Source organism: Noviherbaspirillum soli, from assembly GCF_015352955.1.
GTDB classification, from domain to species: domain Bacteria; phylum Pseudomonadota; class Gammaproteobacteria; order Burkholderiales; family Burkholderiaceae_D; genus Noviherbaspirillum_A; species Noviherbaspirillum_A soli.
Map to the genome: position 1 here is coordinate 110291 of NZ_JACYOX010000002.1, position 22342 is coordinate 132632.

Consider the following 22342-nt stretch of genomic DNA (forward strand, 5'->3'; position numbering starts at 1 on the left):
CTACAGTTAAAGAGCATTGAAATGAGTAGCAATACCACGCCCGAAGTGGCGGTCGTCAAGATGTATGCGGCGCGCGAGGAAATCTACGCGCGAGAAGTGCAGGGGCGCTATGCCAGCCTGCGCTGGGTCTGTGTGTGGCTGACGCAGATCCTGTTCTACGGTCTGCCGTGGATCAACTGGAATGGCCGCCAGGCGGTGCTGTTCGACCTGCTGGCGCGCAAGTTCTATATTTTCGGCATCGTGCTGTGGCCGCAGGACTTCATCTACCTGGCCGCGCTGCTCATCATTTCGGCCTACCTGCTGTTCCTGGCCACGGCCATCGCCGGCCGCGTCTGGTGCGGCTTCGCCTGTCCGCAGACGGTCTATACCGAGATCTTCATGTGGATAGAGCGCAAGATCGAAGGCAGCCGCAGCGCCCGCATGCGCCTGGACCGCCAGCCGGCTTCGCTGGGGAAGTTTGCCCGCAAGTCCGGCAAGCATGCCGCCTGGGGCGCGGTGGCGCTGTGGACCGGCTTTACCTTCGTCGGCTATTTCACGCCTATCCATACGCTGGCGCGCGAAGTCGTCACCCTTGGACTGGGTCCGTGGGAGTGGTTCTGGGTCCTGTTCTATTCCTTTGCAACCTATGGCAATGCCGGCTGGATGCGGGAGCAGGTCTGCAAGTACATGTGCCCGTACGCACGTTTTCAAAGCTCGATGTTCGACAAGGACACGCTGATCATCACCTACGATGAAAAGCGCGGCGAGCCGCGCGGCGCGCGCGCCAAGAGCGCCAGGGCCAGTGCCGCGCAGAAGGAAAAGCTGGGTGACTGCATCGACTGCAGCATGTGCGTGCAGGTATGCCCGACCGGCATCGACATCCGCCGCGGCCTGCAATACGAGTGCATAGGCTGCGCCGCCTGCGTCGATGCCTGCAACGGCGTGATGGACAAGGTCGGCGCGCCGCGCGGCCTGATCCGCTACAGCACCGACCATGCGATGAAGCAGGGCCTGTCCAGCGCCGACATCCGGCGCCGGGCGCTGCGGCCCAGGGTGCTGATTTATCTGGCCATCCTGCTGGCCATCGTTGTCGCGTTCGGCATGTCGCTGGCGATGCGCACGCCGCTGAAGATGGACGTGCTGCGCGACCGCGGCGCAATGGGCCGTGAAATCGAGGACGGCATGATAGAGAATGTCTACCGCCTGCAGATCATGAACACGTCCGAGAGCGCGCACCGCTACCGGATCGTGGTGGATGGCCTGCCGTCGCTGCGGCTTGCCGGCGCCGACGAGGTCACGCTCAATGGCACCGAGACCCGCTCCGTGCCGGTGCGGCTGCGCATCGATGGCGGACAGGCTGCCAAGGGGTCCAACAAGATACATATCGGCCTGCAGGCGCTGGATGAATCCGGGCTGAAGGTCAGGGAAGAAGCGGTCTTTTATGTGCCGCGCTGAAGGAGAATGCAAATGCAGTCAATGAATACGCTCGAACGTCCGTCCACCCCGTGGTACAAGCACCGCTGGCCATGGCTGATCATGCTGGGCCCTTTCCTGGTTGTGCTGGCGGGCAGCTACACGATCTGGCTCTCCTACTCGCAGCAGGATGCGCTGGTGGTGGGCGACTATTACCGGCAGGGCAAGGCCATCAACCAGGACCTCCGGCGCGATCAGGCCGCCAGCCGGCTGGGACTGTCGCTGGCCCTGCGCTACGATGCCGCCGCGGGCCGGCTGACGGGCGCGATGCGTGGCGCGCAGGGCATTCCGCAGGGCGCGATGACGCTGCGCCTGGTCCATTCGACCCGCCCGGAAAAGGATATCGTGCTGCCGGTGGTGGCGGATGCGGAAGGCCACTTCGGCGTGAGCCTGCCGATGCTGGAAATGGCGCGCTGGCAGGTGATGCTGGAAGACCAGGGCCGCACCTGGCGCATCAATGGCGTGTGGCCCTGGCCGCAGCAGGCAACGGCGACGCTGTCGGCCGACCAATCCTGAAGGAGGTTCAGATGCGGCGTCTGGCAATGGTGATACTGTGGCCGTCCTTCCTGGTGGCGGCAATGGCGGAAGGTTTCTTCTTTTCCCTGCTCGATCCGCAGGATCTGCACCTGGGCGGCGTCGAGTTCACGCTGTCGCCGCTGGCGGCTTACACGGTGGGGTTTTTCCTGTTCTGGCTGTTCTGCGCGCTGGCCGCGATGCTCAGCTATTACCTGGCCAATGTGCCGGCCGACCGCCAGCCGCCGTTATGACAGCGAGGGCATCGCGCCTAGTCGCATTTCTCGGTGCCGGCCGCCATGGCTTTCAGGCGGGGCGGATCGAGAATCACGATTTCGCGGTTGCTTACCTGCAGCACGCCCAGCTTCTTGAAGCGTGACAGCAGGCGGCTGATGCTCTCGATGGTCAGCCCAAGATAATTGCCGATTTCCTCGCGCGACATGCGCAGCTGGAAGGCGGTCGAGGAATAGCCGCGGGCAGCATAGCGCGACGTGAGATTGACCAGAAAGGCGGCGAAGCGCTGGCCGGCGCGCATATTGCCCAGCAACAGCATGACGCTTTGCTCGCGCGTGATTTCCTGGCTCATCATCCGGTGGAAATGGTGCAGCAGCGTGGGAATGTGGCCGAACAGTTCTTCCAGCCGGCTGAATGGAATGTCGCAGACTTCGCTGTCTTCGAGCGCCACCGCCGAGCAATGGTGGCGCTCGGTGCCGATGGCATCCATGCCGAGAAGCTCGCCGGCCATCTGGAAGCCGGTGATCTGCTGCTCGCCGCTGACATTGATCTGGAAGGTCTTGAAATGCCCGAGCCGGATTGCGTACAGGTTGGTGAACGGATCGCCCATGCGGTAGAGATGGGTGTCGCGCGGAACCTTGCGCCGGCGTCCGATGATGGCGTCGAGACGTGACATATCGGCATCGTCCAGGCCCATGGGCAGGCAGAGCTGGTGCATGCTGCAAGCCGCGCAACTTGCCTTCAGGGCATTGACGTTGATGGGCGTGGGCTGGCTGTTGACTGGAATGGACTGGATCATGGTCGCAAATGATATATCTCAAGCCGTTGGAAACGCGAAACGCTACGGTATGAAACGTGCCGCAACACTGATCTGCGGATTAGAACGGTCGGTACGGCGAAGTGTAGCAAACACATCGTAACGGGGATACAACAGATATTAGCTATTTGTCAAAATGTTGGGCGAAATGTCTGTTGTGTTCGCCAGCGCACAGTTCGTCGGCGGAAAAATAGGTATCTTTTTGACACGACATGGCTGTGCTGGTGTTCCCTCTTTCTTTACCCTCAACGACTGGATGCGCAAAATGAAAAAAATGTTCACGCTGTTGGCACTTCCCCTGGCTCAGGCTGCAATGGTATCGGCTTTCGCGCAAGCGCCTGCCGCCACTTCCACCGACCCATCGGCCAGCCAATCCCGCGCCGAAGTCAAGTCGGGCGCCAGCGCGGCGAATGCAGATCGTGTCAATCAGTTCAATGACCGCCCCGGCGCAGCCGTGAAGGGCAGCGGCACCAGCCGCGCCGAAGTCAAGTCCGGCGCCAGCGCCGCCGAGATCGACAAGGTCAACCAGTTCCAGGACAAGCCGACCGCGGGTATGCCTGCAGGCAACAAGAGCCGTGCGGAGGTCAAGGCTGAACGCAATGCCGGCGCCGGCCAGCTGCGCGCCAATACCGAAGTGCCGACACCGGGCACCTCGTCGCAGCCGAACCTGAATAATCCGAAGGCTCTGACGCCCGAAGAGCGTGCCGCCCGTCGCGAGGCGCGCAAGCAGCGTGCCGCGGAACGCCGTGCCAAACGCGCCGAAAGCCGCGCGGCAGCCAGCACCAAGCCGGCTGGCAGCGCAGGTACCCGCACCATGCCGGCCGATGGCGGCGCTGGCGCCGGCAATCCGGCTCCAGGCAAGTAACTCGCTCCGCCGCCGGGTTTTTCCCGGCACGGCTTGCAGAAACGATACGGCGCGCATGACGCGCCGTGTTGCATTACAGTATCGGTTTTTCTTCCGGCAGCTTGCGGACACACGATGAAACTTTCCGTCCTTGATCAGTCCACCGCCGTCAGCGGCCGGCCCCAGACCGACGCCATCGCCGAGTCGCTCGCGCTGGCCCGGCATTGCGACGGGCTGGGCTACCACCGGTACTGGGTTTCCGAACACCATCACAGCGGCAGCATCGTCGGCAGCGCGCCGGAGGTGCTGATGGCGGCAATCGCCGCGACCACGTCGCGCATCAGGGTCGGCAGCGCCGGCGTGATGCTGCCGCATTACTCGGCCCTGAAGGTGGCGGAACAGTTCCGGGTGCTGGAAGGCATCGCGCCCGGCCGCATCGACCTCGGCGTGGGCCGGGCGCCCGGTTCGGACCGGCTCACCGCCTACGCGCTCAATCCGGACGCCGGCCAGGCCGCCGAGCGCTTTCCGCAGCAGGTGCAGGATCTGCAGGCCTGGGTCAGCGGCATGCCGCTGGCGCCCGGCCATCCGTTCGGCGCGATCCGCGCCCATCCGCAGGGCCCTACCGCGCCGGAGATCTGGATTCTGGGAAGCTCGAATTATGGCGCCCAACTGGCGGCGCATTTCGGCCTGCCCTATGCCTATGCCTATTTTTTCAGCGAGGGCGAGGGCGTGGAAGAGGCGCTGGCCCTGTACCGCCGCCTGTACCAGCCCAGCGAACGGCATCCGAAGCCACAGGCCACGATCTGCGTCTGGGCGCTGGCGGCCGATACCGAGGACGAGGCGCGGCGCCTGCTCAAGACCCGCGAGCACTGGCGTATCGGCTTCGAACGCGGCCTGCGCCTGCCGCTGGTTTCCCCGGAAGAAGCGGCGGCCACCGAGTATGACGAGGCCGACCAGGCCCGTATCGCCGCGCTGCGCCGACGCGCCATCGTCGGGACGGCCGGGCAGGTGGCAGCCCGGCTGCATGCCCTGGGCGCCGAGCTGGACCTGGATGAAATTGTGGTCAATACCTGGACCCATGACCCGGCGGCGCGGCGTCACTCCTATACCCTGCTGGCGCAAGCATTCGGCCTGACAGGGCTTCCTTCCGGGCAAGCTCTCGGTTAAAGTTAGATTATTTCCTGCCGTAAATAAGTTTGGGGTTTCACCCGAAGATAGGCTTTCGGTACCGTGGATGCGCTCAGGCGCCTCCGGGGAAGGGCGGCAGCGCCGAGTAGAGCGGTTGATTGCTTTTTTGCACGGTGCGCCGTACGAACTTTGCCCTGGTGGCTTCAGGAACGAGCGTTTGGAAATTCAGCCAATAACCATCACCGAACATGTTTTCGATGCCAAATGACGTTTTGATAGAACACCTGAAAGGCCAGCTGACGCGGTTGACGGAGTCGGCTGGCGACCTGGTTTTCACGCTCACCGAGAACGGCGAGATTCTGCACGCCAGCCAGCGCGCCATCGGCATCATCGCGCCGGGCGCCGTGCTGTGCGGCAGCATGCTGTACGAGCGCGTGGATACGCCGGACCGGGCCGGCCTGGCATCGGTCATGGCCCAGGTGGTCGCCAGCGGCCTGCACGACAGGGTCAATGTGCGGGTGCATACCAGCACCGGCCTGCACTGGTTCGAACTGGAATTGTCTTCCCACCGCGATCTGGAGGGACAGACGGAAGTCCTGGTGGTGGGGCGCAATATTTCGGGCCAGCAGGAAACCAAGGAGCGGCTGCTGCACCTGGCCACCCATGATGCGCTGACCGGCCTGCCCAACCGCGCACTGTTGTCTGATCGGCTGCGCATGGCGATTTCCCACGCCCGCCGTACCGGCCGTGGCTTCACCGTGCTGGCGCTCGACCTCGACGGTTTCAAGAAAGTCAATGATGCCCTTGGCTACGGCGCCGGCGACGCTTTGCTGCGCGAGGCCGCCGGCCGCCTGCAGAAGGCGCTGCGCGACAACGATACCCTGGCCCGCATCGGCGGCGATGAATTCATGGCGGTGCTGCCGGGCGCGGCCCACGCCGATGAAATCAACCCGATCGCGCGCCGCATGATCAGCGCGGTGCAGCTGCCGTTCGAGATCGAAGGCCAGTCGCTGTATCTGTCCACCTCGATCGGCGCCGCCGTCTATCCCGAGCACGGCGACAATGAAGTGCGGCTGCTGGCCCATGCCGACACCGCGATGGCGCGCGCCAAGGAAACCGGCCGCGCCCGCTGCGTCATCTACAGCCGCGCCACCTTCAGCGCGCCCGACCATGATGTGTCGATGGAAGCGGCGCTGTTCGAGGCAGTGCGCAATGGCGAGTTCTTCCTGCACTACCAGCCCATCGTCAATGCCGTCACCCGGGAAATCGTCGGCTTCGAGGCGCTGATGCGCTGGATGCATCCGGAACTCGGGCTGATCGCGCCCAGCCAGTTCATCCAGATGGCGGAAAGCAATGGCCTGATCAACCTGCTGGGCGCCTGGGTGCTGAAGGCAGCCTGCGTCCAGCTGAAGCGCCTGCAGGAAGTCGCCGGGCGCGAACTGTACGTGTCGGTCAACGTCAGCCCGCGCCAGTTCCGCAATGACCAGTTCCTCGGCCTGATGGAAGATGCGCTGAAGCTGTCGGGCCTGCATGGCCGGCAGCTGTTGCTGGAGATCACCGAGGGCATCCTGATGTCGGACCCGGCGCATGCGGAAGCGCTGCTGCTGCAGATCGCCGCGCGCGACGTGCGCATCGCCATCGACGACTTCGGCACCGGCTATTCCTCGCTGGCCTATCTGAAGCGCTTCCCGATCAGCACCCTCAAGATCGACCGCGCCTTCATCAAGGACCTGCCGCAATCGGTCAAGGACGCGGCGATCTGCAACGTGGTGCTGAGCCTGGCCCAGCACCTGAACCTGACCACGGTCGCCGAAGGCGTCGAAAACGAAGAGCAGCTGCAGTTCCTGTCCCATCAGGGCTGCAGCCTGATACAGGGCTACCACACCGGCCGCCCGATGATGTTCGACGACGCCATGAACGTGCTGGGCGCGGGCGCGGCCGAACTGGCGCTGACATGACAATCAACGAGGAATGCAGACCATGACCACCATGCCGCCTGAACTGGGCGACTCGCGCAAGACGCAGGAATTGCTGTGGAAGCAGATCAAGGAGCAGGGCCATCTGCCCGGCTTTTCCAATGTCGTCCAGCAGATCGTCGGCGCGATGCAGAGCGAGAACGAGCGCGAATTCAGCATGACGCGCACGGTGCTGTCGGACCCGGCGCTGACGCACCGGGTGCTGCGCCTGGCCAACAGCGCCATGTATGCGATGTTTGGCGAGATCAATACCGTGTCGCGCGCCGTGATGGTGCTCGGCACCGAGTCGATCGGCCATCTGGCGCTGGGCCTGAAGCTGGTCGACAGCCTGGCCACCGTATCCAGCACCTCGGTCGGCGTGCGCACCGAGATGGAAAAGGCGGTGCTGGCCGGCCATATCGCGCGCCAGGTCACGGCCCAGGCCAGCACCCGCGACGCCGAGGAAGCCGTGGTCTGCTCGCTGCTGCACGGCCTGGGCCGCATGGTGGTGGCGTTCTACCTGCCGCACTACTGGGAAGCGATCCAGACGCTCACGGCCGAAGGCAATGACGAGGCGGTGGCGGTGGTCAAGGTGCTGGGCATGACCATGGTGGACATCGGACGGCTGATCGCCCGCCGCTGGGGCCTGCCACGCGACCTGATCGAGAGCCTGCATGACGTGATGCCGCAAACCGGCGAGCCGCTCGACCATGCCGGCTGGCTGGCCGCGCTGTCGACCATGTCCTCGTCCTGCGCGCGCGTGCTGTGCGAGAAGGACGACAACGACGAGGCGCTGGCGGCCATCGTCGACGGTTATGCCGACATGCTGGGCATGGAAAGCGAGACCGTGCTGGCCGCCGTGAGCGCCGCCCGCGAAACCGCGCGCGACGACCCGGCGCTGGCCCGCGCCGCCCCGGCGCAGGCAGCCCCGGAAGCGCCGGCAAGCGACGAGCGGCGCCGCGACGCGACGCCGGCGCTGGTGCGCGGCGTAGCTGACATGCGCGATGTGATCAGCACCATCAACACCGGCCAGCTGATGACCATGGCGCTGGAAACCATCTACAAGGGGCTGCACCTGAAGCGCGCGGTGGCGTTCCTGCGCAACCGGAAGGAAGGCAAGTATCTGGCCGGGATGTGCTTTGGCGACGACATCGAGCACCTGGCGCCGCGGCTGGTGTTCAATGACGCCTATCAGCCCGACGTGTTCCATGCCGCGCTGGCCAACGACAAGATGGTCTGCGTCAAGGACGCCTGCGACCCGGCTTTCCGCGCCAAGTTGCCGCGCTGGTGGAAGGATGCCTTTCCAACCGTGCGCAGCTTCATCGTGCTGCCGCTGACGGTCAATCGCCATCCGGTGGGCTTCATTTACGGCGACTGGGACGACGCCCTGCCGGTGGCGCTTGAACAGGGGGAAATCACGGCGCTGAACGAACTGCGCGCGCTGGTGATGGGCAAGCAGGGGTCGAATTAGGGCGTCTTGATGACAGCCATGCAAGAACGTGGTTTTTGCGCTGCAAAATTCAGAGGGTGAGACGAGAAAAATCAAGAAAGTCGTCCGGAATGCCATTTTTCTATTGCGCTGCACAATTTCCCGGACTATAGTTGAACCGTCTCCTCCACCCTCCCAAGGATGGATTAACCCGCTGCCACAAGGTCAGCGGGTTTTTTTTAGCCCTGCTTTTTTGTCATCTACCTTTGTCATCCCTCCTTGCACCGCGCTGGTGCGTCAAACGGCGGAAAAGCTGGCATGGCAATTGCTCGAAGGAATATACCTCCAGTGGTTGCCCAAGCGACGACTTTTCCCCCGGCCCCGCGCCGGGTTTTTTTTCGCCCGCTACAATGCCAGCCTGATTCTTTTCGGGACAACAACATGCGAGCAGTGCAGTGCACCCGCGAACGCCATGGCGACGCCATCCTGGCCATCTTCAACGATGCCATCCTGCATTCCACCGCGCTCTACGACTACAAGCCGCGCACCGAGCGGAACATGGACGACTGGTTCGCCGCCAAGGCGCGCGGCAATTTCCCGGTTCTGGGCCTGGAAAACGAGGACGGCAGCCTGGCCGGGTTCGGCAGCTACGGCACGTTCCGCGCCTGGCCGGCCTACAAGTACACGGTCGAGCATTCGGTCTATGTGCACCCGTCGCAGCGCGGGCAGGGCATCGGGCTGGCGCTGATGCAGCAACTCATCGCCGCTGCCCGCGACCAGCAATACCATGTGCTGATCGGCGGCATCGACATGGAGAACCAGGCCAGCATCGCGCTGCACACCCGGCTGGGTTTCGTGCATGCCGGCACCATCCGCCAGGCCGGCTTCAAGTTCGGGCGCTGGCTCGACCTGGGTTTCTACCAGCTCACGCTGGACACGCCGCTGCAGCCGGTCGACGGCTGAGCCGGCGCCGCGGCGTGTCCGGCCGGCGACAGCGCAAAGCCTTGCGCCTGCGCCAAGGCTGACGGGAACCAGCGCTGGCGCCAGCCGGTCTGCTCACTTGTATAATGCGCAATCGTTCAATCAAGCCTTCCCCGCCATGACCCAGACCCATTTCGGCTATCAGACCGTCCAGGAAGAAGAAAAGGTGCACAAGGTCGCCGAGGTTTTCCACTCGGTCGCCGCCAAGTACGACGTGATGAATGACCTGATGTCGGCCGGCCTGCATCGCATCTGGAAGGCGTTCACCATTGCCCAGGCGGGCGTGCGGCCGGGCTTCAAGGTGCTCGACATCGCTGGCGGCACCGGCGACCTGGCCAAGGCATTTGCCAGGCAGGCCGGCCCGACCGGCGAAGTCTGGCTGACCGACATCAATGAATCGATGCTGCGCGTGGGCCGCGACCGGCTGATCAACAACGGCCTGACCAACCCGGTGCTGCTGTGCGACGCCGAGCGCCTGCCGTTTCCCGACAATTACTTCGATCGCGTCAGCGTCGCCTTCGGCCTGCGCAACATGACCCACAAGGACGCGGCGCTGGCCGAGATGCGGCGCGTATTGAAACCCGGCGGCAAGCTGCTGGTGCTGGAGTTTTCCAAGGTCTGGGAGCCGCTGAAGAAGCCGTACGACGTGTATTCGTTTTCCGTCCTGCCCTGGCTGGGCAAGCGCATCGCCAACGATGCCGAAAGCTACCGCTACCTGGCCGAGTCGATCCGCATGCATCCGGACCAGGACACCTTGAAAAAGATGATGCAGGACGCAGGTTTGGAACGTGTCGAGTACTACAACCTGACTGCCGGCGTGGCTGCGCTGCATACCGGCATCAAACTCTAGGAGCCTCAAATGAAAAAGTATCTGGTCATGATGATGCTGGTCGCCAGCACGCTGTCGATGGTGGCGGTCGAGGCCGATGCCAAGCGCCTCGGCGGCGGCGGTTCCTTCGGTCGGCAGTCACAGGGCGTAAGCCGTTCCGTTCCCTCTTCGCCGCAAAGCGCGCCGATGCAGCAGGCCGCGCCGCGCCCGGCCACGCCGCCGGCCGCGCCGGCTACCCGTCCGGCCAGCCCGTGGCGCGGCATGCTGGGCGGCGCATTGCTGGGCCTGGGCCTGGGCGCGCTGCTGTCGCATCTGGGCATCGGCGGCGCGCTGGCCAGCGTGATCGGCACCGTGCTGACGGTGGCGCTGCTGGCCATGGCGCTGATGTTCATCCTGCGCCTGTTCCGCCGCAAGGACAGCGTCAGCCCGGCCATGGCCGGCGGCTATGCCCGCAATACCACGCCCGAGATCGGTTCCGGCGTGCAGTCCTATCCGCAGTCGGTGCCGGCGGCCGGCGCTGCTGCCGCCACTGCCGCCAATGCGGCCGCGCCCTGGGGCGTGCCGGCCGACTTCGACGTGCCGGCCTTCCTGCGCCATGCCAAGAGCTACTTCCTGCGCCTGCAGGATGCCTGGGACAAGGGCGACGTGAACGACATCCGCGAATTCACCAACCCTGAGATGTTTGCCGAACTGCGCATGCAGATCGAGGAACGCGGCGCGGCGCTCAATGTCACCGACGTGGTGCAGCTCAATGCCGAGTTGCTGGGCATCGAGGCTTCCAGCCATGACTACCTGGCCAGCGTGAAGTTTTCCGGCCTGATCAAGGAAGCGCCGGATGCGTCGGCCGCCGAGTTCGCCGAAGTCTGGAACCTGTCCAAGCCGAAGTCGGGGCAGGGCGGCTGGGTGCTGGCCGGCATTCAGCAACTCTCCTTGTCGTGAGCAAACACGTCTCCTACAGCAACTGCTAAACTCCAAACCGCCCGTGACATTTCACGGGCGGTTTCTTTTTGACCGCTCATGATTCCCTCTCCCTTTCCCGCCATCATCAATCATCTGCTCGTGCAGGAAGCCTGGGCCGGCAAAAAACTTGCCCTGCATGCCGGCAAGGTCGCCCGCATCGATACCGGCCTGGTGGCCTTGCAGCTGCGGGTGGCCGCCGACGGCCTGGTGGAAGACGCGCCCGATGCATCGGCCAATGTCACCATCCGCATGAAGCTTTCCGACCTGCCGCTGATGATGCAAAACCGCGAGCGCGCCTTTTCCTATGTACAGGTCGAGGGAGATGCCGAGTTTGCCAACGCGGTGTCGCAGGTCGCGCAGGGCGTGCGCTGGGAAGCCGAGGACGACCTGGCGCGGCTGGTGGGCGACATCGCGGCCCGCCGCATCGTCGCCGGCGGCCGCGCCGTTTTCGGCGCCGCCCAGTCCACCCGCCGTCGCATCGAGGAAAACGTCGCCGAGTATTTTCTGGAAGAGCAGCCGCTGCTGGTGCGGCCGGAAGCCGTGGCCGGATTCAGCGCCGACGTGGCCGAGCTGCGTGACGATGTCGAGCGCCTTGCCAAGCGCATCGAGCGCCTGCGCGGAGGGCTGGCATGATCCGGCGGCTGCTGCGGGTTTTCAAGATTCTGTCGGTAGCGCTGCGCTATGGCCTGGACAATATCGCGATGTCGGGCGTCACCCCGCGCATCGCGCTCCTGACCAACCGGCTGCTGTTCTGGCGCGACATCAGCGCGCCGCGCGGCGAAAGGCTGCGGCAGGCGCTGGAGGAACTCGGCCCGATCTTCGTGAAGTTCGGCCAGGTGCTGTCGACCCGGCGCGACCTGATGCCGCCCGACATTGCCAACGAGCTGGCCCTGCTGCAGGACCGGGTGCCGCCCTTCGACTCCGACCTGGCCATCGCCCAGATCGTGCGCTCTCTGGGCGCGCATCCGGACCAGCTGTTTGCCTGGTTCGACCGCAAGCCGGTGGCCTCGGCCTCGATCGCCCAGGTGCATTTTGCGCGGCTGCGCAACGGCACCGAAGTCGCGGTCAAGGTGCTGCGCCCGAACATGAAGAAGACCATCGACGAGGACGTGGCGCTGATGCAGATCGTGGCCGGCTGGGTCGAGCGCTTCTGGGCCGATGGCCGCCGCCTCAAGCCGCGCCAGGTGGTGGCAGAGTTCGACAAATACCTGCATGACGAGCTGGACCTGATGCGCGAGGCCGCCAACGGCAGCCAGCTGCGGCGCAACTTCGCCGAATCGAAAATGCTGCTGGTGCCGGAAATGTACTGGGACTTCTGCTCGGAATCGGTGATCACGATGGAGCGCATGCGCGGCATCCCGATTTCCCAGATCGACCGGCTGCTGGCCGAGGGCGTGGACCTGAAGAAGCTCTCCAGCGACGGCGTGGAAATCTTCTTCACCCAGGTGTTCCGCGACGGCTTCTTCCATGCCGACATGCACCCCGGCAATATCCTGGTGTCGGTCGAGCCGGATACCTTCGGCAGCTATATCGCGCTGGACTTCGGCATCGTCGGCACCCTGACCGATTTCGACAAGGACTACCTGTCGCAGAATTTCCTGGCCTTCTTCCGGCGCGATTACAAGCGGGTGGCCGAGGCGCATATCGAGTCCGGCTGGGCGCCGAAGGACACCCGGGTCGACGAGCTGGAGGCCGCCGTGCGCGCCTGCTGCGAACCCATCTTCGACCGTCCGCTGCGCGACATTTCCTTTGGCCAGGTGCTGCTGCGCCTGTTCCAGACCTCGCGCCGCTTCAATGTGGAAGTGCAGCCGCAACTGGTGCTGCTGCAGAAGACCCTGCTCAATATCGAGGGCCTCGGCCGCCAGCTCGACCCCGATCTCGACCTCTGGAAAACCGCGCGTCCCTATCTGGAGCGCTGGATGAGCGAGCAGATAGGCTGGCGCGGACTGCTGGAAAAGCTGCGCGAGGAAGCGCCGCGCTATAGCCAGCTGCTGCCGCAGCTGCCGCGGCTGGCGGTGCAGGCGCTGCAGGAAAGCAAGGGCCATTCGACGCAGGAAAACGCGGAATTGCTCAAGCGGGTGCTGGCGGAACAGAGGCGCACCAATATGCTGCTGGGCGTGGCCGTGTATTTCGGTGGCGGCCTGGCGGCGGGCGTGGTGCTGGTGCAGTTCCTGATGCGCTGGTATTACCTGATCGAGTAGCGGCAGTGCGCCGCAGGCGCTTCCGCCATGCCCCGGAATTGAGGGCGTTGCCCTGAAGCTATAATTCGGGATTTTTCATTCAAAGCGTTCATGACATGACCACGCTGACTGCTTTCGTCACTCTTTACCTGGCCGTCTCGATTGCGATCGGCCTGTTCGCGGCGCGCCGGGTCAAGACATCCGGCGACTATGCGGTGGCCGGCCGCTCGCTGCCGCTGTACATCGTGATCGCAACCGTGTTCGCGACCTGGTTCGGCTCGGAAACCGTGCTCGGCATCCCGGCCAAGTTCGTCAAGGACGGCCTGCGCGGCGTGATCGAAGACCCGTTCGGCGCATCGATGTGCCTGGTGCTGGTTGGCCTGTTCTTCGCCCGCAAGCTGTACCGGATGAATCTGCTGACGATTGGCGACTATTACCGGCAGCGCTACAGCCGCACCGTCGAAGTGATGGTGTCGTTTTGCATCGTCGCGTCCTATCTGGGCTGGGTGTCGGCCCAGATCACCGCGCTCGGCCTGGTGTTCAACGTGCTGTCGCAGGGCGCCGTGTCCATGTCGGTCGGCATGTGCATCGGCGCGGCGATCGTGCTGCTGTATACCCTATTTGGCGGCATGTGGTCGGTTGCCCTGACCGATTTCTTCCAGATGACCATCATCGTGGTCGGCCTGCTTTATATCGCCTACCTGGTCTCGGGCATGGCCGGCGGCGCGCAGCAGGTGGTGGCGCATGCGGCCGCGGCCGGCAAGTTCCAGCTCGCGCCGGCGCTCACCGCCAGGGAGTTGCTGGCCTTCGCCGGCGCGCTGGTGACCATGATGTTCGGCTCGATCCCGCAGCAGGACGTCTTCCAGCGGGTGATGTCGGCGCGCTCGGAAAGCGTGGGCGCGGCCGGCTCGATCTCCGGCGGCGCGCTGTATTTCCTGTTCGCCTTCGTGCCGATGTTCCTGGCCTATTCCGCCTATGTGATCGACCCGAAGATGGTGGACGCCTTGATCGAGAGCGATGCCCAGATGATCCTGCCGACGCTGATCCTGAACAACACGCCGGTGTTTGCCCAGGTGATGTTCTTCGGCGCGCTGCTGTCGGCCATCATGTCGACTGCCAGCGGCACGCTGCTGGCGCCCAGCATCACCCTGACCGAGAACGTGCTGCGCGAGATCTTTCCGATGAATGACAGGCAGATGCTGCTGGCAACGCGGCTGGTGGTGGTCTGCTTCGCCGTGGTGGTGACGATTTTCGCGCTGGTGTCGCAGGGCACGCCGATCTACGACATGGTGGGCAATGCCTACAAGGTCACGCTGGTGACCGCCTTCGTGCCTCTGGTAATGGGGCTGTACTGGAAGGGCGCAAGCAACCAGGGCGCGCTGTGCGCCGTCATTGGCGGCCTGGCAACCTGGCTGTTGATGGAACGCTTCGGCGGCGACTCGATCTGGCCGCCGCAACTGGCGGGCCTGCTGGTCAGTTTCGCCGGCATGCTGCTGGGTTCGCTGCTGCCGCAATACACGCGCGCGACGGCCGGGGCAACCGTGCCGCGATAAACCTGCGGTGTCACTGTGAAACCCTCTATAATTCAGGGTTTTGGATGATTTTTGCAGGGAATTTTCATGCCGATTTATGCATATCGCTGTGAAGCGTGTGGTTTTGCCAAGGATGTTCTTCAGAAGATGTCCGACGCGCCGCTGACCCAATGCCCGTCATGCGGCAAGGCCGAGTTCAAGAAGCAGGTGACCGCCGCCGGTTTCCAGCTCAAGGGCTCGGGCTGGTACGTGACCGATTTCCGAGGCGGCTCGGGCGGCACGGCCGCGCCGGCCACGTCCGGGCCGGGAAAGAGCGAAGCGAAGTCCGAGCCGGCCGCCGCCGCGCCGGCGCCGGCCGCCAGCAGCGGCTCGCCGGACTGATGCGTGCCGCCTGCGCAACCGCCCGCTGAGCCGTCCTCCATGCGCAAATATTTCGTCACAGGCCTGCTGATCCTGGTGCCCCTGGCCATCACGATCTGGGTGCTCAACCTGATCATCAGCACCATGGACCAGTCGCTGCTGCTGCTGCCGGAACGCTGGCGGCCGGAAGCGGTGGTCGGGTTTCACATTCCCGGCCTCGGCACCATCCTGACGCTGCTGTTCATCTTCCTGACCGGCCTTGCCACCCGCAACTTCATCGGCAAGCGCATCGTCTGGGCGTGGGAAGGGCTGCTGACCCGGATTCCCGTGGTGCGCTCGATCTATTCCAGCGTCAAGCAGGTGTCCGACACACTGTTCTCGTCGTCGGGCAATGCGTTTCGCAAGGCGCTCCTGGTGCAGTATCCGCGCCAGGGCAGCTGGACCATCGCCTTCCTGACCGGCGTGCCGGGCGGCGACGTGCGCAATCACCTGAAGGGCGACTATGTCAGCATCTACATACCAACCACGCCCAACCCGACCTCCGGGTTTTTCCTGATGGTGCCGCGGGCCGACACCATCGAGCTCGACATGAATGTCGACGAGGCGCTGAAATACATCGTGTCCATGGGCGTGGTATCGCCCGAGCACTTCGAAAAGAAACTGATCATCGATCCGGCCAAGGTTGAAGCGACCGACCGGCATCAAGCAAAGCAAACTGAAACTGGAAACTGACTATGTCTTCTATGCGAACTCATTACTGCGGCCTCACCACCGAGGCGTTGCTGGGCCAAACCGTCAGCCTGTGCGGCTGGGTGCATCGCCGGCGCGACCACGGCGGCGTGATCTTCATCGACCTGCGCGATCGCGAGGGCCTGGTGCAGGTGGTGTGCGATCCGGACCGCGCCGAGGTCTTCAAGGCCGCCGAATCGGTGCGTAATGAGTACTGCCTGCGCATCACCGGCATCGTGCGCAGCCGCCCCGAGGGCACCGGCAACGCCAACCTGAAGTCGGGCGCGATCGAGGTGCTGTGCCACGAACTCGAAGTGCTGAATGCGTCGGTGACGCCGCCGTTCCAGCTCGACGACGACAACCTGTCGGAAACCACCCGCCTGACCCATCGCGTGCTCGACCTGCGCCGTCCGCAGATGCAGAACAACCTGCGCCTGCGCTACAAGGTCACGATGGAAGTGCGCAAATTCCTCGATGCCAACGGCTTCATCGACATCGAGACCCCGATGCTGACCAAGTCCACTCCGGAAGGCGCGCGCGACTACCTGGTGCCGTCGCGCGTGAACCCCGGCCACTTCTTCGCGCTGCCGCAGTCGCCGCAGCTGTTCAAGCAGCTGCTGATGGTGGCCAACTTCGACCGCTATTACCAGATCACCAAGTGCTTCCGCGACGAGGACCTGCGCGCCGACCGCCAGCCGGAATTCACCCAGATCGACTGCGAAACCTCGTTCATGAAGGAACAGGACATCCGTGACCTGTTCGAGAACATGATCCGCCTGGTGTTCAAGAACGCGCTGGATGTCGATTTGCCCAACCCGTTCCCGGTAATGGACTTCGCCACCGCGATGGCGCTGTACGGCTCCGACAAGCCCGACATGCGCGTCAAGCTGCAGTTCACCGACCTGACCGCGGTGATGAAGGACGTGGACTTCAAGGTCTTCTCCGGCGCGGCCAACATGGACGGCGGGCGCGTGGTCGGCCTGCGCGTGCCGGGCGGCGGCGCGATGCCGCGTTCCGAGATCGACGCCTACACCCAGTTCGTCGGCATCTACGGCGCCAAGGGCCTGGCCTACATCAAGGTCAATGAAAAGGCCAAGGGCCGCGATGGCCTGCAGTCGCCTATCGTCAAGAACCTGCATGACGCGGCGCTGGCCCAGATCATCGAGCAGACCGGCGCCGAGGACGGCGACCTGATCTTCTTCGGCGCCGACAAGGCCAAGGTGGTCAATGACGCCATCGGCGCGCTGCGCGTGAAGATCGGCCACAGCGACTTCGGCCGCAAGGCCGGCCTGTTCGAGGACACCTGGCGTCCGCTGTGGGTGGTCGACTTCCCGATGTTCGAGCACGACGAGGAGGGCGACCGCTGGGTGGCGCTGCATCACCCGTTCACCGCGCCCAAGGAAGGCCATGAGGACTTCATCGAGACCGATCCGGGCCGCGCGATCGCGCAGGCCTACGACATGGTGTTGAACGGCTGGGAACTGGGCGGCGGCTCGGTGCGTATCCACCGCGCCGACGTGCAGAGCAAGGTGTTCCGCGCGCTGAAGATCAATGCCGAGGAAGCGCAGCTTAAGTTCGGCTTCCTGCTGGACGCGCTGCAATACGGCGCGCCGCCGCACGGCGGCCTGGCGTTCGGCCTGGACCGCATCGTCACCATGATGACCGGCGCCGAATCGATCCGCGACGTGATCGCCTTCCCCAAGACCCAGCGCGCCCAGTGCCTGCTGACCCAGGCGCCGTCCGAAGTCGACGAGAAGCAGCTGCGCGAGCTGCACATCCGCCTGCGCAACGCCGAGCCGTCGGTCAAGTCCTGATGCTGCCGTCGCGTCCCGCTTTTGCGGGCGCGATGCAAAAAGCCGGTCGGCGCGAGCCGACCGGCTTTTTGTTTGGGCATGCCTGATTCCGCTACTGCTGCGCCACCGGCGTATAACCCGCTTCGCGGATCGCGTCGCTGACGGCGGCATCGTCGCCGGTCTGGTCCACCCGCACCAGGTGACGCTCCAGGTCCACTTCCACCCTGGCGCCCGGCGCGGCCTGCGTCACCGCCTCGGTGATGGCCTTGGCGCAATGCTGGCAGCTCATGTCGTTGACCGTATATTGCAGCATGGTGCTTCCTTTCGCTTTCAGTGATGTCGAGGCAGCCACTCTAAACCTTCTCGCGATGGCAGGGTCAAGCGCTGCGCAAGCCCTGCGCCGCCGGGCCGATGCGCTCGACCTCATTGCCGCAGCGCCTGGCGCCGGCCGCCGAGCAGCGCCAGCAAGCCCATGGCAAGCAGGCTCAGGCTGGCCGGCTCGGGAACGGCGCCGGCATCGGCCGCGAAAACGTCGTCCGTCGGCATGCCGGCGTCGTCGCCGGCCACATCCTTGACCAGCGCCGCCGCCGTCAGCAGCTCGTCCGCGCTGCGGGTGGTAAAGGTCGGCGTGAGCAGATAGGCATGGGTCTGGAAGTCGCTGGTCACGCCAACGGCGGCGATCTGGCCGAAGTCGTTGATGTCACTGGCCTGGTACAGCAGGAAATTCGGGTCGCTGCTCTTGACCAGGGTGTTGAGGTCGATGATCCGGCCATCCTCCCACAGGGTGGCATTCGGCCTGCCGCCAAACGGCGAGCCGCTGTAGCCAACGATCTGCCCGCGCACATTGATGCCCAGCGCGCCGCTCATGCCACCGCTGGACAGTGCGCCGAGATCGGTGATGACGCCATTGCGCCACAGCGTCGCATGCTGCGTCCGGTCGCCGGCGAGGTCGCTGCTGCCGGCCACCAGGCCGGCGTTATTCACGGCTTGCGCGCTGCTGCCGCTGCCGCCCAGTGTGCCAAGGTCGATCGCACGGCCGCGTTCCCACAGCGTTGCATGGTTTGCGGCATTGCCCGCGACGCTGCTGTAGCCGACCACGCTGCCGCGGTCATTGATATCGTAGGCGCTGCCGTAGGTGCCGCCCAGGGTGCCAAGATCCTGCGCGCGCCGGCCGTTCCATAGCGTGGCGCGGCTGGCGGCGTTGCCGGCAGTACTGCTCATGCCCACCGCCTGGTTGCGGTTGTTGATGCCATAGGCCGCGGCGTAGCTGCCGCCCAGGGTGCCAAGCGGCGTCGGCATGCCGCCCTGCCACAGCGTGGCCCGGCTGGTCGTGTCGCCCGTCAGGCCAGCCCAGCCGGCAATCACGCCGGCATTGTTGATGTCGTGGGCAACACTGTAACTGCCGCCCAGGGTGCCGAGGTCGCGCCGCGCACCGCCGCGCCAGGCGGCCGCATGCGATGCGCCGTTGGCGGTGTCGCTGCTGCCGACGACCGTTCCCGCATTGTTGAGCCCATAGCCGGTGCTGACCGGCCCGCCTAGCGTGCCGAGATCGGTCAGGACATAGGGGCCGGCGGCAATTGCGGTGTGGCTGGCCAGTCCCAGGACCAGGGAAACAAGGGCGGGCGGCATGGTTTGCTTGATGAAGGGCATGACTCCTCCGTGTGACGGTTACCGTGTTGCGCTGGCTGCGCGGTGATTGCATGGATGACTATTTCAGCCAGACCGCAGGCAACCCTGCGCTAGATCAGAGGTCGGCCATCTACACCCGCCATGGCGGCTTCGACGCAACACTGGGCGGCCTCGCGCTGTCGTGGGCGCTGCGAGAGCTTGATCGGGCTAAAGGATTGTCATGATGGCTGGAACTTCATCTTCGGATTCCGGCCACAACTGACGATCCCGCTGGATGGACGGCGCGAAAGCTCCGCCGTTTCCGCCATGAGCGGCTTTCCCACACCCATGAGCCTGGATTCGGAGTCCTTGATGGAAACACTGGCCGGCGTCGATACCACCTTGCTTGCGCGGGTGCAGTTCGCCTTCACGATCGCGTTTCACATCATCTTTCCCTCCTTTACCATCGGCCTTTCCGCCTTCATCGCCACGCTGGAGTTGCGCTGGTTCTACAGCGGCAAGCAGCATTTCCATACGCTGGCCCGGTTCTGGACCAAGATCTTCGCGGTCTCGTTCGCGATGGGCGTGGTGTCGGGCATCGTGATGGAATACCAGATCGGCACCAACTGGAGCCGCTTCGCGGAAATCATCGGCAACACGCTGGGCCCGCTGTTCAGCTATGAAGTACTGACCGCCTTCTTTCTGGAGGCCAGCTTCCTTGGCATCATGCTGTTCGGCTGGAACCGTTTCCCGCCCTGGCTGCATACGCTGGCATCGGTGATCGTGGCCTTCGGCACCATGCTCTCGGGCTTCTGGATCCTGTCGGCCAACAGCTGGATGCATACGCCGGCCGGCTTCGCCATCGAAAACGGCATTACCTATCCGGTCGACTGGTCCGACATCATCTTCAATCCCAGCTTTCCCTACCGCTTCACCCACATGATGATCGCGACCTACCTCACCACCTCGCTGGTGGTGCTGGCCGCGGGCGCGCGCTACATGGTGCAGGGCCGCTTCGAGGTCGAGGCGCGCACCATGGTCCACATGGGGCTGGGCATGCTGGCCGTCCTGGCGCCGCTGCAGGCGGTGGTGGGCGACTTCCATGGCCTCAACACCCTGAAGCACCAGCCGGCCAAGATCGCCGCCATCGAGGCGCACTGGGACGGCAGCGAGCCGGCCGCCCTGGTGCTGTTCGCCTGGCCCGACAAGGAGGCCGAGCGCAATCATGCGGAGATTGCGATCCCGAATCTGGGCAGCCTGATCATCACCCACGACTGGAATGGCCGCTTCAAGGGCCTGCGCGACTTCAAGCGGGAAGACAGGCCGCCGGTAGCGCCGGTCTTCTTCATGTTCCGGCTGATGGTCGGGCTGGGTCTGCTGATGATGGCCATCGGCTTCATCGGCGTCTTTCTCTGGTGGCGCAAACGCCTGCACCGGGCAAGCTGGTTCCTGCGGCCGCTGTCGCATGCCTGGCCGGTCGGCTTCATCGCCTTGCTGGCGGGATGGATGGTGACCGAGATCGGCCGCCAGCCCTGGATTGCCTACGGTGTGCTACGCACCGCCGATGCGGTGTCGCCGGTGACCTTCGGCTCGGTTTTGATCTCGCTGGTGCTGTTCGTGCTGGTCTATTTCGTCGTGTTCTCCATCGGCATCTGGTACATCAGCCGGCTGATCGGCAAGGGGCCGCAGCAGATTCCGGCGGACCCGGAAGCGCTGCCCAACCGGCCGCTGTCGGCCGCGCAGGAAACCACCCGGGAGGCGGCCACATGAGTGAAGTATCCGAAACCATTCCGGTCATCCTGGCGCTCCTGCTGGGCTTCACCGTGGCGATGTATGTGGTGCTGGACGGCTTCGACCTCGGCATCGGCATCCTCTTTCCCTTCTTCAGCAGGGAAGACGAGCGCGACCAGATCATGAATTCGGTGGCGCCGTTCTGGGATGGCAACGAGACCTGGCTGGTGCTGGGCGGCGTGAGCCTGTGGGCCGGTTTTCCGAAGGCCTTCGCGGTGATCCTGCCGGCGGTCTACATGCCGGTGATGTTCCTGTTGCTGGCGCTGATCTTCCGCGGCGTGGCCTTCGAATTCCGCTGGGTGGCCAAGCCGCATCACCGCAAGTGGGATGTCTCGTTCGCGGTCGGCTCCATCGTCGCCGCCTTCGCGCAGGGCCTGATCCTGGGCGCGCTGCTGCAGGAGATCCGCATCCAGGGCAACCAGTTCGCCGGCGGCCCGCTGGATTGGCTCACGCCGTTCAGCCTGATGTGCGGCGTGGCCGTGGTGGTGGGCTATGCGCTGCTGGGCGCGACCTGGCTGATGATGAAGACCGTCGACGGCGTGGAGCAGCGCTCGCGCAAGCTGGCCTTGCCGCTGCTGGCGGCTCTGATGGCCTTCATCGCCATCGTCAGCGTCTGGACCCCGCTGCAGATCGGGCGCATCGCCGAGCGCTGGTTCAGCACGCCCAACATCTTCTTCCTGAGCCAGATCCCGGTGGCCACGCTGCTGGTGGCCTGGCTCTGCTACTACGGCATTAAAAAGGGTCGTCCGATCCTGCCGTTCGCCACCTCGGTCGGCCTGTTTTTGCTGGCCTATCTCGGCCTGGTGGCATCCAATGCACCGTATATCGTGCCGCCCTCGATGACGATCTGGCAGGCGGCGTCGCATCCGTCATCGCAGGTGTTCTACCTGATTGGTGCATCGATTCTGATGCCGATGATTCTTGTTTATACGGTGCTGGTGTTCTGGCTGTTTCGGGGGAAGGTGAAGCCGGGGGAGGGGTATCACTAGGGAGCGGGGCGCTTGCTTCCGTAGGGTGCAATACCCGAAGGGCATTGTACCGGGTTGCAGACCGGGATGATATTCCCAGTCGACTTCCCCGATTGGCCATCGGTGTAATGCCCCTGCGGGCATTACACCCTACGATGCCGCACCTTGTCTGCTTCACGGAGCGCCGGCACGGCACTCTCAACGGCGAGGTGAATCGCTACCGCAAAAGCAATATCTGC

Annotated in this window: 22 protein-coding genes; 19 read left to right on the forward strand and 3 right to left on the reverse strand. The window is 64.4% G+C overall.

The features are described from left to right. The first annotated feature begins 21 nt into the window (after positions 1-21). The 3 genes from ccoG to IGW04_RS02775 are packed head-to-tail and all read left to right on the forward strand — an operon-like array spanning position 22 to position 2219. Positions 22-1434: a cytochrome c oxidase accessory protein CcoG gene (gene ccoG / locus IGW04_RS02765; RefSeq protein WP_228526796.1), complete on the forward strand. Its 1413-nt coding sequence runs from the start codon at positions 22-24 to the stop codon at positions 1432-1434. Positions 1435-1446: 12 nt separating this feature from the next. Continuing rightward, positions 1447-1968: a FixH family protein gene (locus tag IGW04_RS02770; protein WP_194711502.1), complete on the forward strand. Its 522-nt coding sequence runs from the start codon at positions 1447-1449 to the stop codon at positions 1966-1968. 11 nt (positions 1969-1979) lie between these two features. After that, positions 1980-2219 carry a hypothetical protein gene (locus IGW04_RS02775; RefSeq protein WP_194711503.1) on the forward strand — a complete coding sequence of 80 codons (240 nt, stop codon included), beginning with the start codon at positions 1980-1982 and terminating at the stop codon, positions 2217-2219. 17 nt (positions 2220-2236) lie between these two features. Here the strand turns inward: IGW04_RS02775 and fnr are convergent, their stop codons facing one another. Then, the gene (fnr, locus tag IGW04_RS02780; protein ID WP_194711504.1) at positions 2237-2998 is read right to left on the reverse strand and encodes a fumarate/nitrate reduction transcriptional regulator Fnr; all 762 of its coding nucleotides are present in this window, start codon (positions 2996-2998) and stop codon (positions 2237-2239) included. Between the two features lie 283 nt (positions 2999-3281). Between fnr and IGW04_RS02785 the strand changes: the two genes are divergently transcribed. The 13 genes from IGW04_RS02785 to aspS all read left to right on the forward strand — a co-directional run bounded on the left by IGW04_RS02785 (position 3282) and on the right by aspS (position 17757). Continuing rightward, a complete protein-coding gene (locus IGW04_RS02785; RefSeq protein WP_194711505.1) occupies positions 3282-3881 on the forward strand; it encodes a hypothetical protein in 600 nt (199 codons plus the stop codon). A 114-nt stretch (positions 3882-3995) separates the two neighbouring features. Then, entirely contained in the window at positions 3996-5027 is a 1032-nt protein-coding gene (locus IGW04_RS02790; RefSeq protein ID WP_194711506.1) for an LLM class flavin-dependent oxidoreductase, read from the forward strand. Positions 5028-5245: 218 nt separating this feature from the next. Further along, a complete protein-coding gene (locus IGW04_RS02795) occupies positions 5246-6946 on the forward strand; it encodes a putative bifunctional diguanylate cyclase/phosphodiesterase (protein ID WP_194711507.1) in 1701 nt (566 codons plus the stop codon). 22 nt (positions 6947-6968) lie between these two features. Beyond that, positions 6969-8414 (forward strand): HDOD domain-containing protein, encoded by a 1446-nt coding sequence (locus IGW04_RS02800; RefSeq protein ID WP_194711508.1) that lies wholly within the window; start codon positions 6969-6971, stop codon positions 8412-8414. Positions 8415-8813: 399 nt separating this feature from the next. Further along, the gene (locus tag IGW04_RS02805) at positions 8814-9335 is read left to right on the forward strand and encodes a GNAT family N-acetyltransferase (RefSeq protein ID WP_194711509.1); all 522 of its coding nucleotides are present in this window, start codon (positions 8814-8816) and stop codon (positions 9333-9335) included. Between the two features lie 136 nt (positions 9336-9471). Then, positions 9472-10203 (forward strand): bifunctional demethylmenaquinone methyltransferase/2-methoxy-6-polyprenyl-1,4-benzoquinol methylase UbiE, encoded by a 732-nt coding sequence (gene ubiE, locus IGW04_RS02810; protein WP_194711510.1) that lies wholly within the window; start codon positions 9472-9474, stop codon positions 10201-10203. A 9-nt stretch (positions 10204-10212) separates the two neighbouring features. Further along, positions 10213-11121, forward strand: coding sequence for a Tim44 domain-containing protein (locus IGW04_RS02815; protein WP_194711511.1), 909 nt, complete (start codon positions 10213-10215; stop codon positions 11119-11121). A gap of 78 nt (positions 11122-11199) precedes the next feature. Next, the gene (locus IGW04_RS02820) at positions 11200-11775 is read left to right on the forward strand and encodes a ubiquinone biosynthesis accessory factor UbiJ (RefSeq protein WP_194711512.1); all 576 of its coding nucleotides are present in this window, start codon (positions 11200-11202) and stop codon (positions 11773-11775) included. Continuing rightward, positions 11772-13343, forward strand: a complete 1572-nt coding sequence (ubiB, locus tag IGW04_RS02825; protein ID WP_194711513.1) for a ubiquinone biosynthesis regulatory protein kinase UbiB — start codon at positions 11772-11774, stop codon at positions 13341-13343. Before IGW04_RS02820 ends, ubiB begins: the two co-directional genes overlap by 4 nt. Before the next feature lie 95 nt (positions 13344-13438). Then, the gene (locus tag IGW04_RS02830) at positions 13439-14875 is read left to right on the forward strand and encodes a sodium:solute symporter family protein (RefSeq protein ID WP_194711514.1); all 1437 of its coding nucleotides are present in this window, start codon (positions 13439-13441) and stop codon (positions 14873-14875) included. A gap of 66 nt (positions 14876-14941) precedes the next feature. Then, the gene (locus IGW04_RS02835) at positions 14942-15235 is read left to right on the forward strand and encodes an FmdB family zinc ribbon protein (protein ID WP_194711515.1); all 294 of its coding nucleotides are present in this window, start codon (positions 14942-14944) and stop codon (positions 15233-15235) included. A 39-nt stretch (positions 15236-15274) separates the two neighbouring features. After that, positions 15275-15946, forward strand: a complete 672-nt coding sequence (locus IGW04_RS02840; RefSeq protein ID WP_194711516.1) for a DUF502 domain-containing protein — start codon at positions 15275-15277, stop codon at positions 15944-15946. A gap of 11 nt (positions 15947-15957) precedes the next feature. Continuing rightward, a complete protein-coding gene (gene aspS, locus IGW04_RS02845; RefSeq protein WP_194711752.1) occupies positions 15958-17757 on the forward strand; it encodes an aspartate--tRNA ligase in 1800 nt (599 codons plus the stop codon). 91 nt (positions 17758-17848) lie between these two features. Here aspS and IGW04_RS02850 read toward each other — a convergent pair whose 3' ends face one another. Together IGW04_RS02850 and IGW04_RS02855 are read right to left on the reverse strand one after the other, a co-directional pair. Continuing rightward, positions 17849-18049 carry a heavy-metal-associated domain-containing protein gene (locus tag IGW04_RS02850; RefSeq protein ID WP_194711517.1) on the reverse strand — a complete coding sequence of 67 codons (201 nt, stop codon included), beginning with the start codon at positions 18047-18049 and terminating at the stop codon, positions 17849-17851. 110 nt (positions 18050-18159) lie between these two features. Further along, complete coding sequence (locus IGW04_RS02855; protein ID WP_194711518.1) at positions 18160-19386, reverse strand: PEP-CTERM sorting domain-containing protein; 1227 nt, start codon at positions 19384-19386, stop codon at positions 18160-18162. A gap of 50 nt (positions 19387-19436) precedes the next feature. On the opposite strand from IGW04_RS02855, the gene IGW04_RS02860 reads away from it, so the two are divergent. From IGW04_RS02860 to cydB, 3 genes are all read left to right on the forward strand, one after another. Continuing rightward, positions 19437-19589, forward strand: a complete 153-nt coding sequence (locus tag IGW04_RS02860; protein ID WP_194711519.1) for a hypothetical protein — start codon at positions 19437-19439, stop codon at positions 19587-19589. Between the two features lie 127 nt (positions 19590-19716). Continuing rightward, positions 19717-21114 (forward strand): cytochrome ubiquinol oxidase subunit I, encoded by a 1398-nt coding sequence (locus tag IGW04_RS02865; protein ID WP_194711520.1) that lies wholly within the window; start codon positions 19717-19719, stop codon positions 21112-21114. Further along, the gene (cydB, locus tag IGW04_RS02870) at positions 21111-22124 is read left to right on the forward strand and encodes a cytochrome d ubiquinol oxidase subunit II (protein ID WP_194711521.1); all 1014 of its coding nucleotides are present in this window, start codon (positions 21111-21113) and stop codon (positions 22122-22124) included. Before IGW04_RS02865 ends, cydB begins: the two co-directional genes overlap by 4 nt. Positions 22125-22342 lie beyond the last annotated feature (218 nt).

What these genes read in the sequence shown, in the direction of transcription:
- IGW04_RS02840 (WP_194711516.1), top strand. Translation starts at nt 15,275, where the DNA reads ATGCGCAAATATTTCGTCACAGGCCTGCTGATCCTGGTGCCCCTGGCC.
- IGW04_RS02860 (WP_194711519.1), top strand. Translation starts at nt 19,437, where the DNA reads ATGGATGACTATTTCAGCCAGACCGCAGGCAACCCTGCGCTAGATCAG.
- IGW04_RS02855 (WP_194711518.1), bottom strand. Translation starts at nt 19,386, where the DNA reads ATGCCCTTCATCAAGCAAACCATGCCGCCCGCCCTTGTTTCCCTGGTC.
- IGW04_RS02800 (WP_194711508.1), top strand. Translation starts at nt 6,969, where the DNA reads ATGACCACCATGCCGCCTGAACTGGGCGACTCGCGCAAGACGCAGGAA.
- IGW04_RS02785 (WP_194711505.1), top strand. Translation starts at nt 3,282, where the DNA reads ATGAAAAAAATGTTCACGCTGTTGGCACTTCCCCTGGCTCAGGCTGCA.
- IGW04_RS02805 (WP_194711509.1), top strand. Translation starts at nt 8,814, where the DNA reads ATGCGAGCAGTGCAGTGCACCCGCGAACGCCATGGCGACGCCATCCTG.
- fnr (WP_194711504.1), bottom strand. Translation starts at nt 2,998, where the DNA reads ATGATCCAGTCCATTCCAGTCAACAGCCAGCCCACGCCCATCAACGTC.
- IGW04_RS02790 (WP_194711506.1), top strand. Translation starts at nt 3,996, where the DNA reads ATGAAACTTTCCGTCCTTGATCAGTCCACCGCCGTCAGCGGCCGGCCC.
- IGW04_RS02770 (WP_194711502.1), top strand. Translation starts at nt 1,447, where the DNA reads ATGCAGTCAATGAATACGCTCGAACGTCCGTCCACCCCGTGGTACAAG.
- IGW04_RS02835 (WP_194711515.1), top strand. Translation starts at nt 14,942, where the DNA reads ATGCCGATTTATGCATATCGCTGTGAAGCGTGTGGTTTTGCCAAGGAT.
- cydB (WP_194711521.1), top strand. Translation starts at nt 21,111, where the DNA reads ATGAGTGAAGTATCCGAAACCATTCCGGTCATCCTGGCGCTCCTGCTG.
- ubiB (WP_194711513.1), top strand. Translation starts at nt 11,772, where the DNA reads ATGATCCGGCGGCTGCTGCGGGTTTTCAAGATTCTGTCGGTAGCGCTG.
- IGW04_RS02820 (WP_194711512.1), top strand. Translation starts at nt 11,200, where the DNA reads ATGATTCCCTCTCCCTTTCCCGCCATCATCAATCATCTGCTCGTGCAG.
- ccoG (WP_228526796.1), top strand. Translation starts at nt 22, where the DNA reads ATGAGTAGCAATACCACGCCCGAAGTGGCGGTCGTCAAGATGTATGCG.
- ubiE (WP_194711510.1), top strand. Translation starts at nt 9,472, where the DNA reads ATGACCCAGACCCATTTCGGCTATCAGACCGTCCAGGAAGAAGAAAAG.
- IGW04_RS02775 (WP_194711503.1), top strand. Translation starts at nt 1,980, where the DNA reads ATGCGGCGTCTGGCAATGGTGATACTGTGGCCGTCCTTCCTGGTGGCG.
- IGW04_RS02865 (WP_194711520.1), top strand. Translation starts at nt 19,717, where the DNA reads ATGGAAACACTGGCCGGCGTCGATACCACCTTGCTTGCGCGGGTGCAG.
- IGW04_RS02795 (WP_194711507.1), top strand. Translation starts at nt 5,246, where the DNA reads ATGCCAAATGACGTTTTGATAGAACACCTGAAAGGCCAGCTGACGCGG.
- IGW04_RS02830 (WP_194711514.1), top strand. Translation starts at nt 13,439, where the DNA reads ATGACCACGCTGACTGCTTTCGTCACTCTTTACCTGGCCGTCTCGATT.
- aspS (WP_194711752.1), top strand. Translation starts at nt 15,958, where the DNA reads ATGCGAACTCATTACTGCGGCCTCACCACCGAGGCGTTGCTGGGCCAA.
- IGW04_RS02815 (WP_194711511.1), top strand. Translation starts at nt 10,213, where the DNA reads ATGAAAAAGTATCTGGTCATGATGATGCTGGTCGCCAGCACGCTGTCG.
- IGW04_RS02850 (WP_194711517.1), bottom strand. Translation starts at nt 18,049, where the DNA reads ATGCTGCAATATACGGTCAACGACATGAGCTGCCAGCATTGCGCCAAG.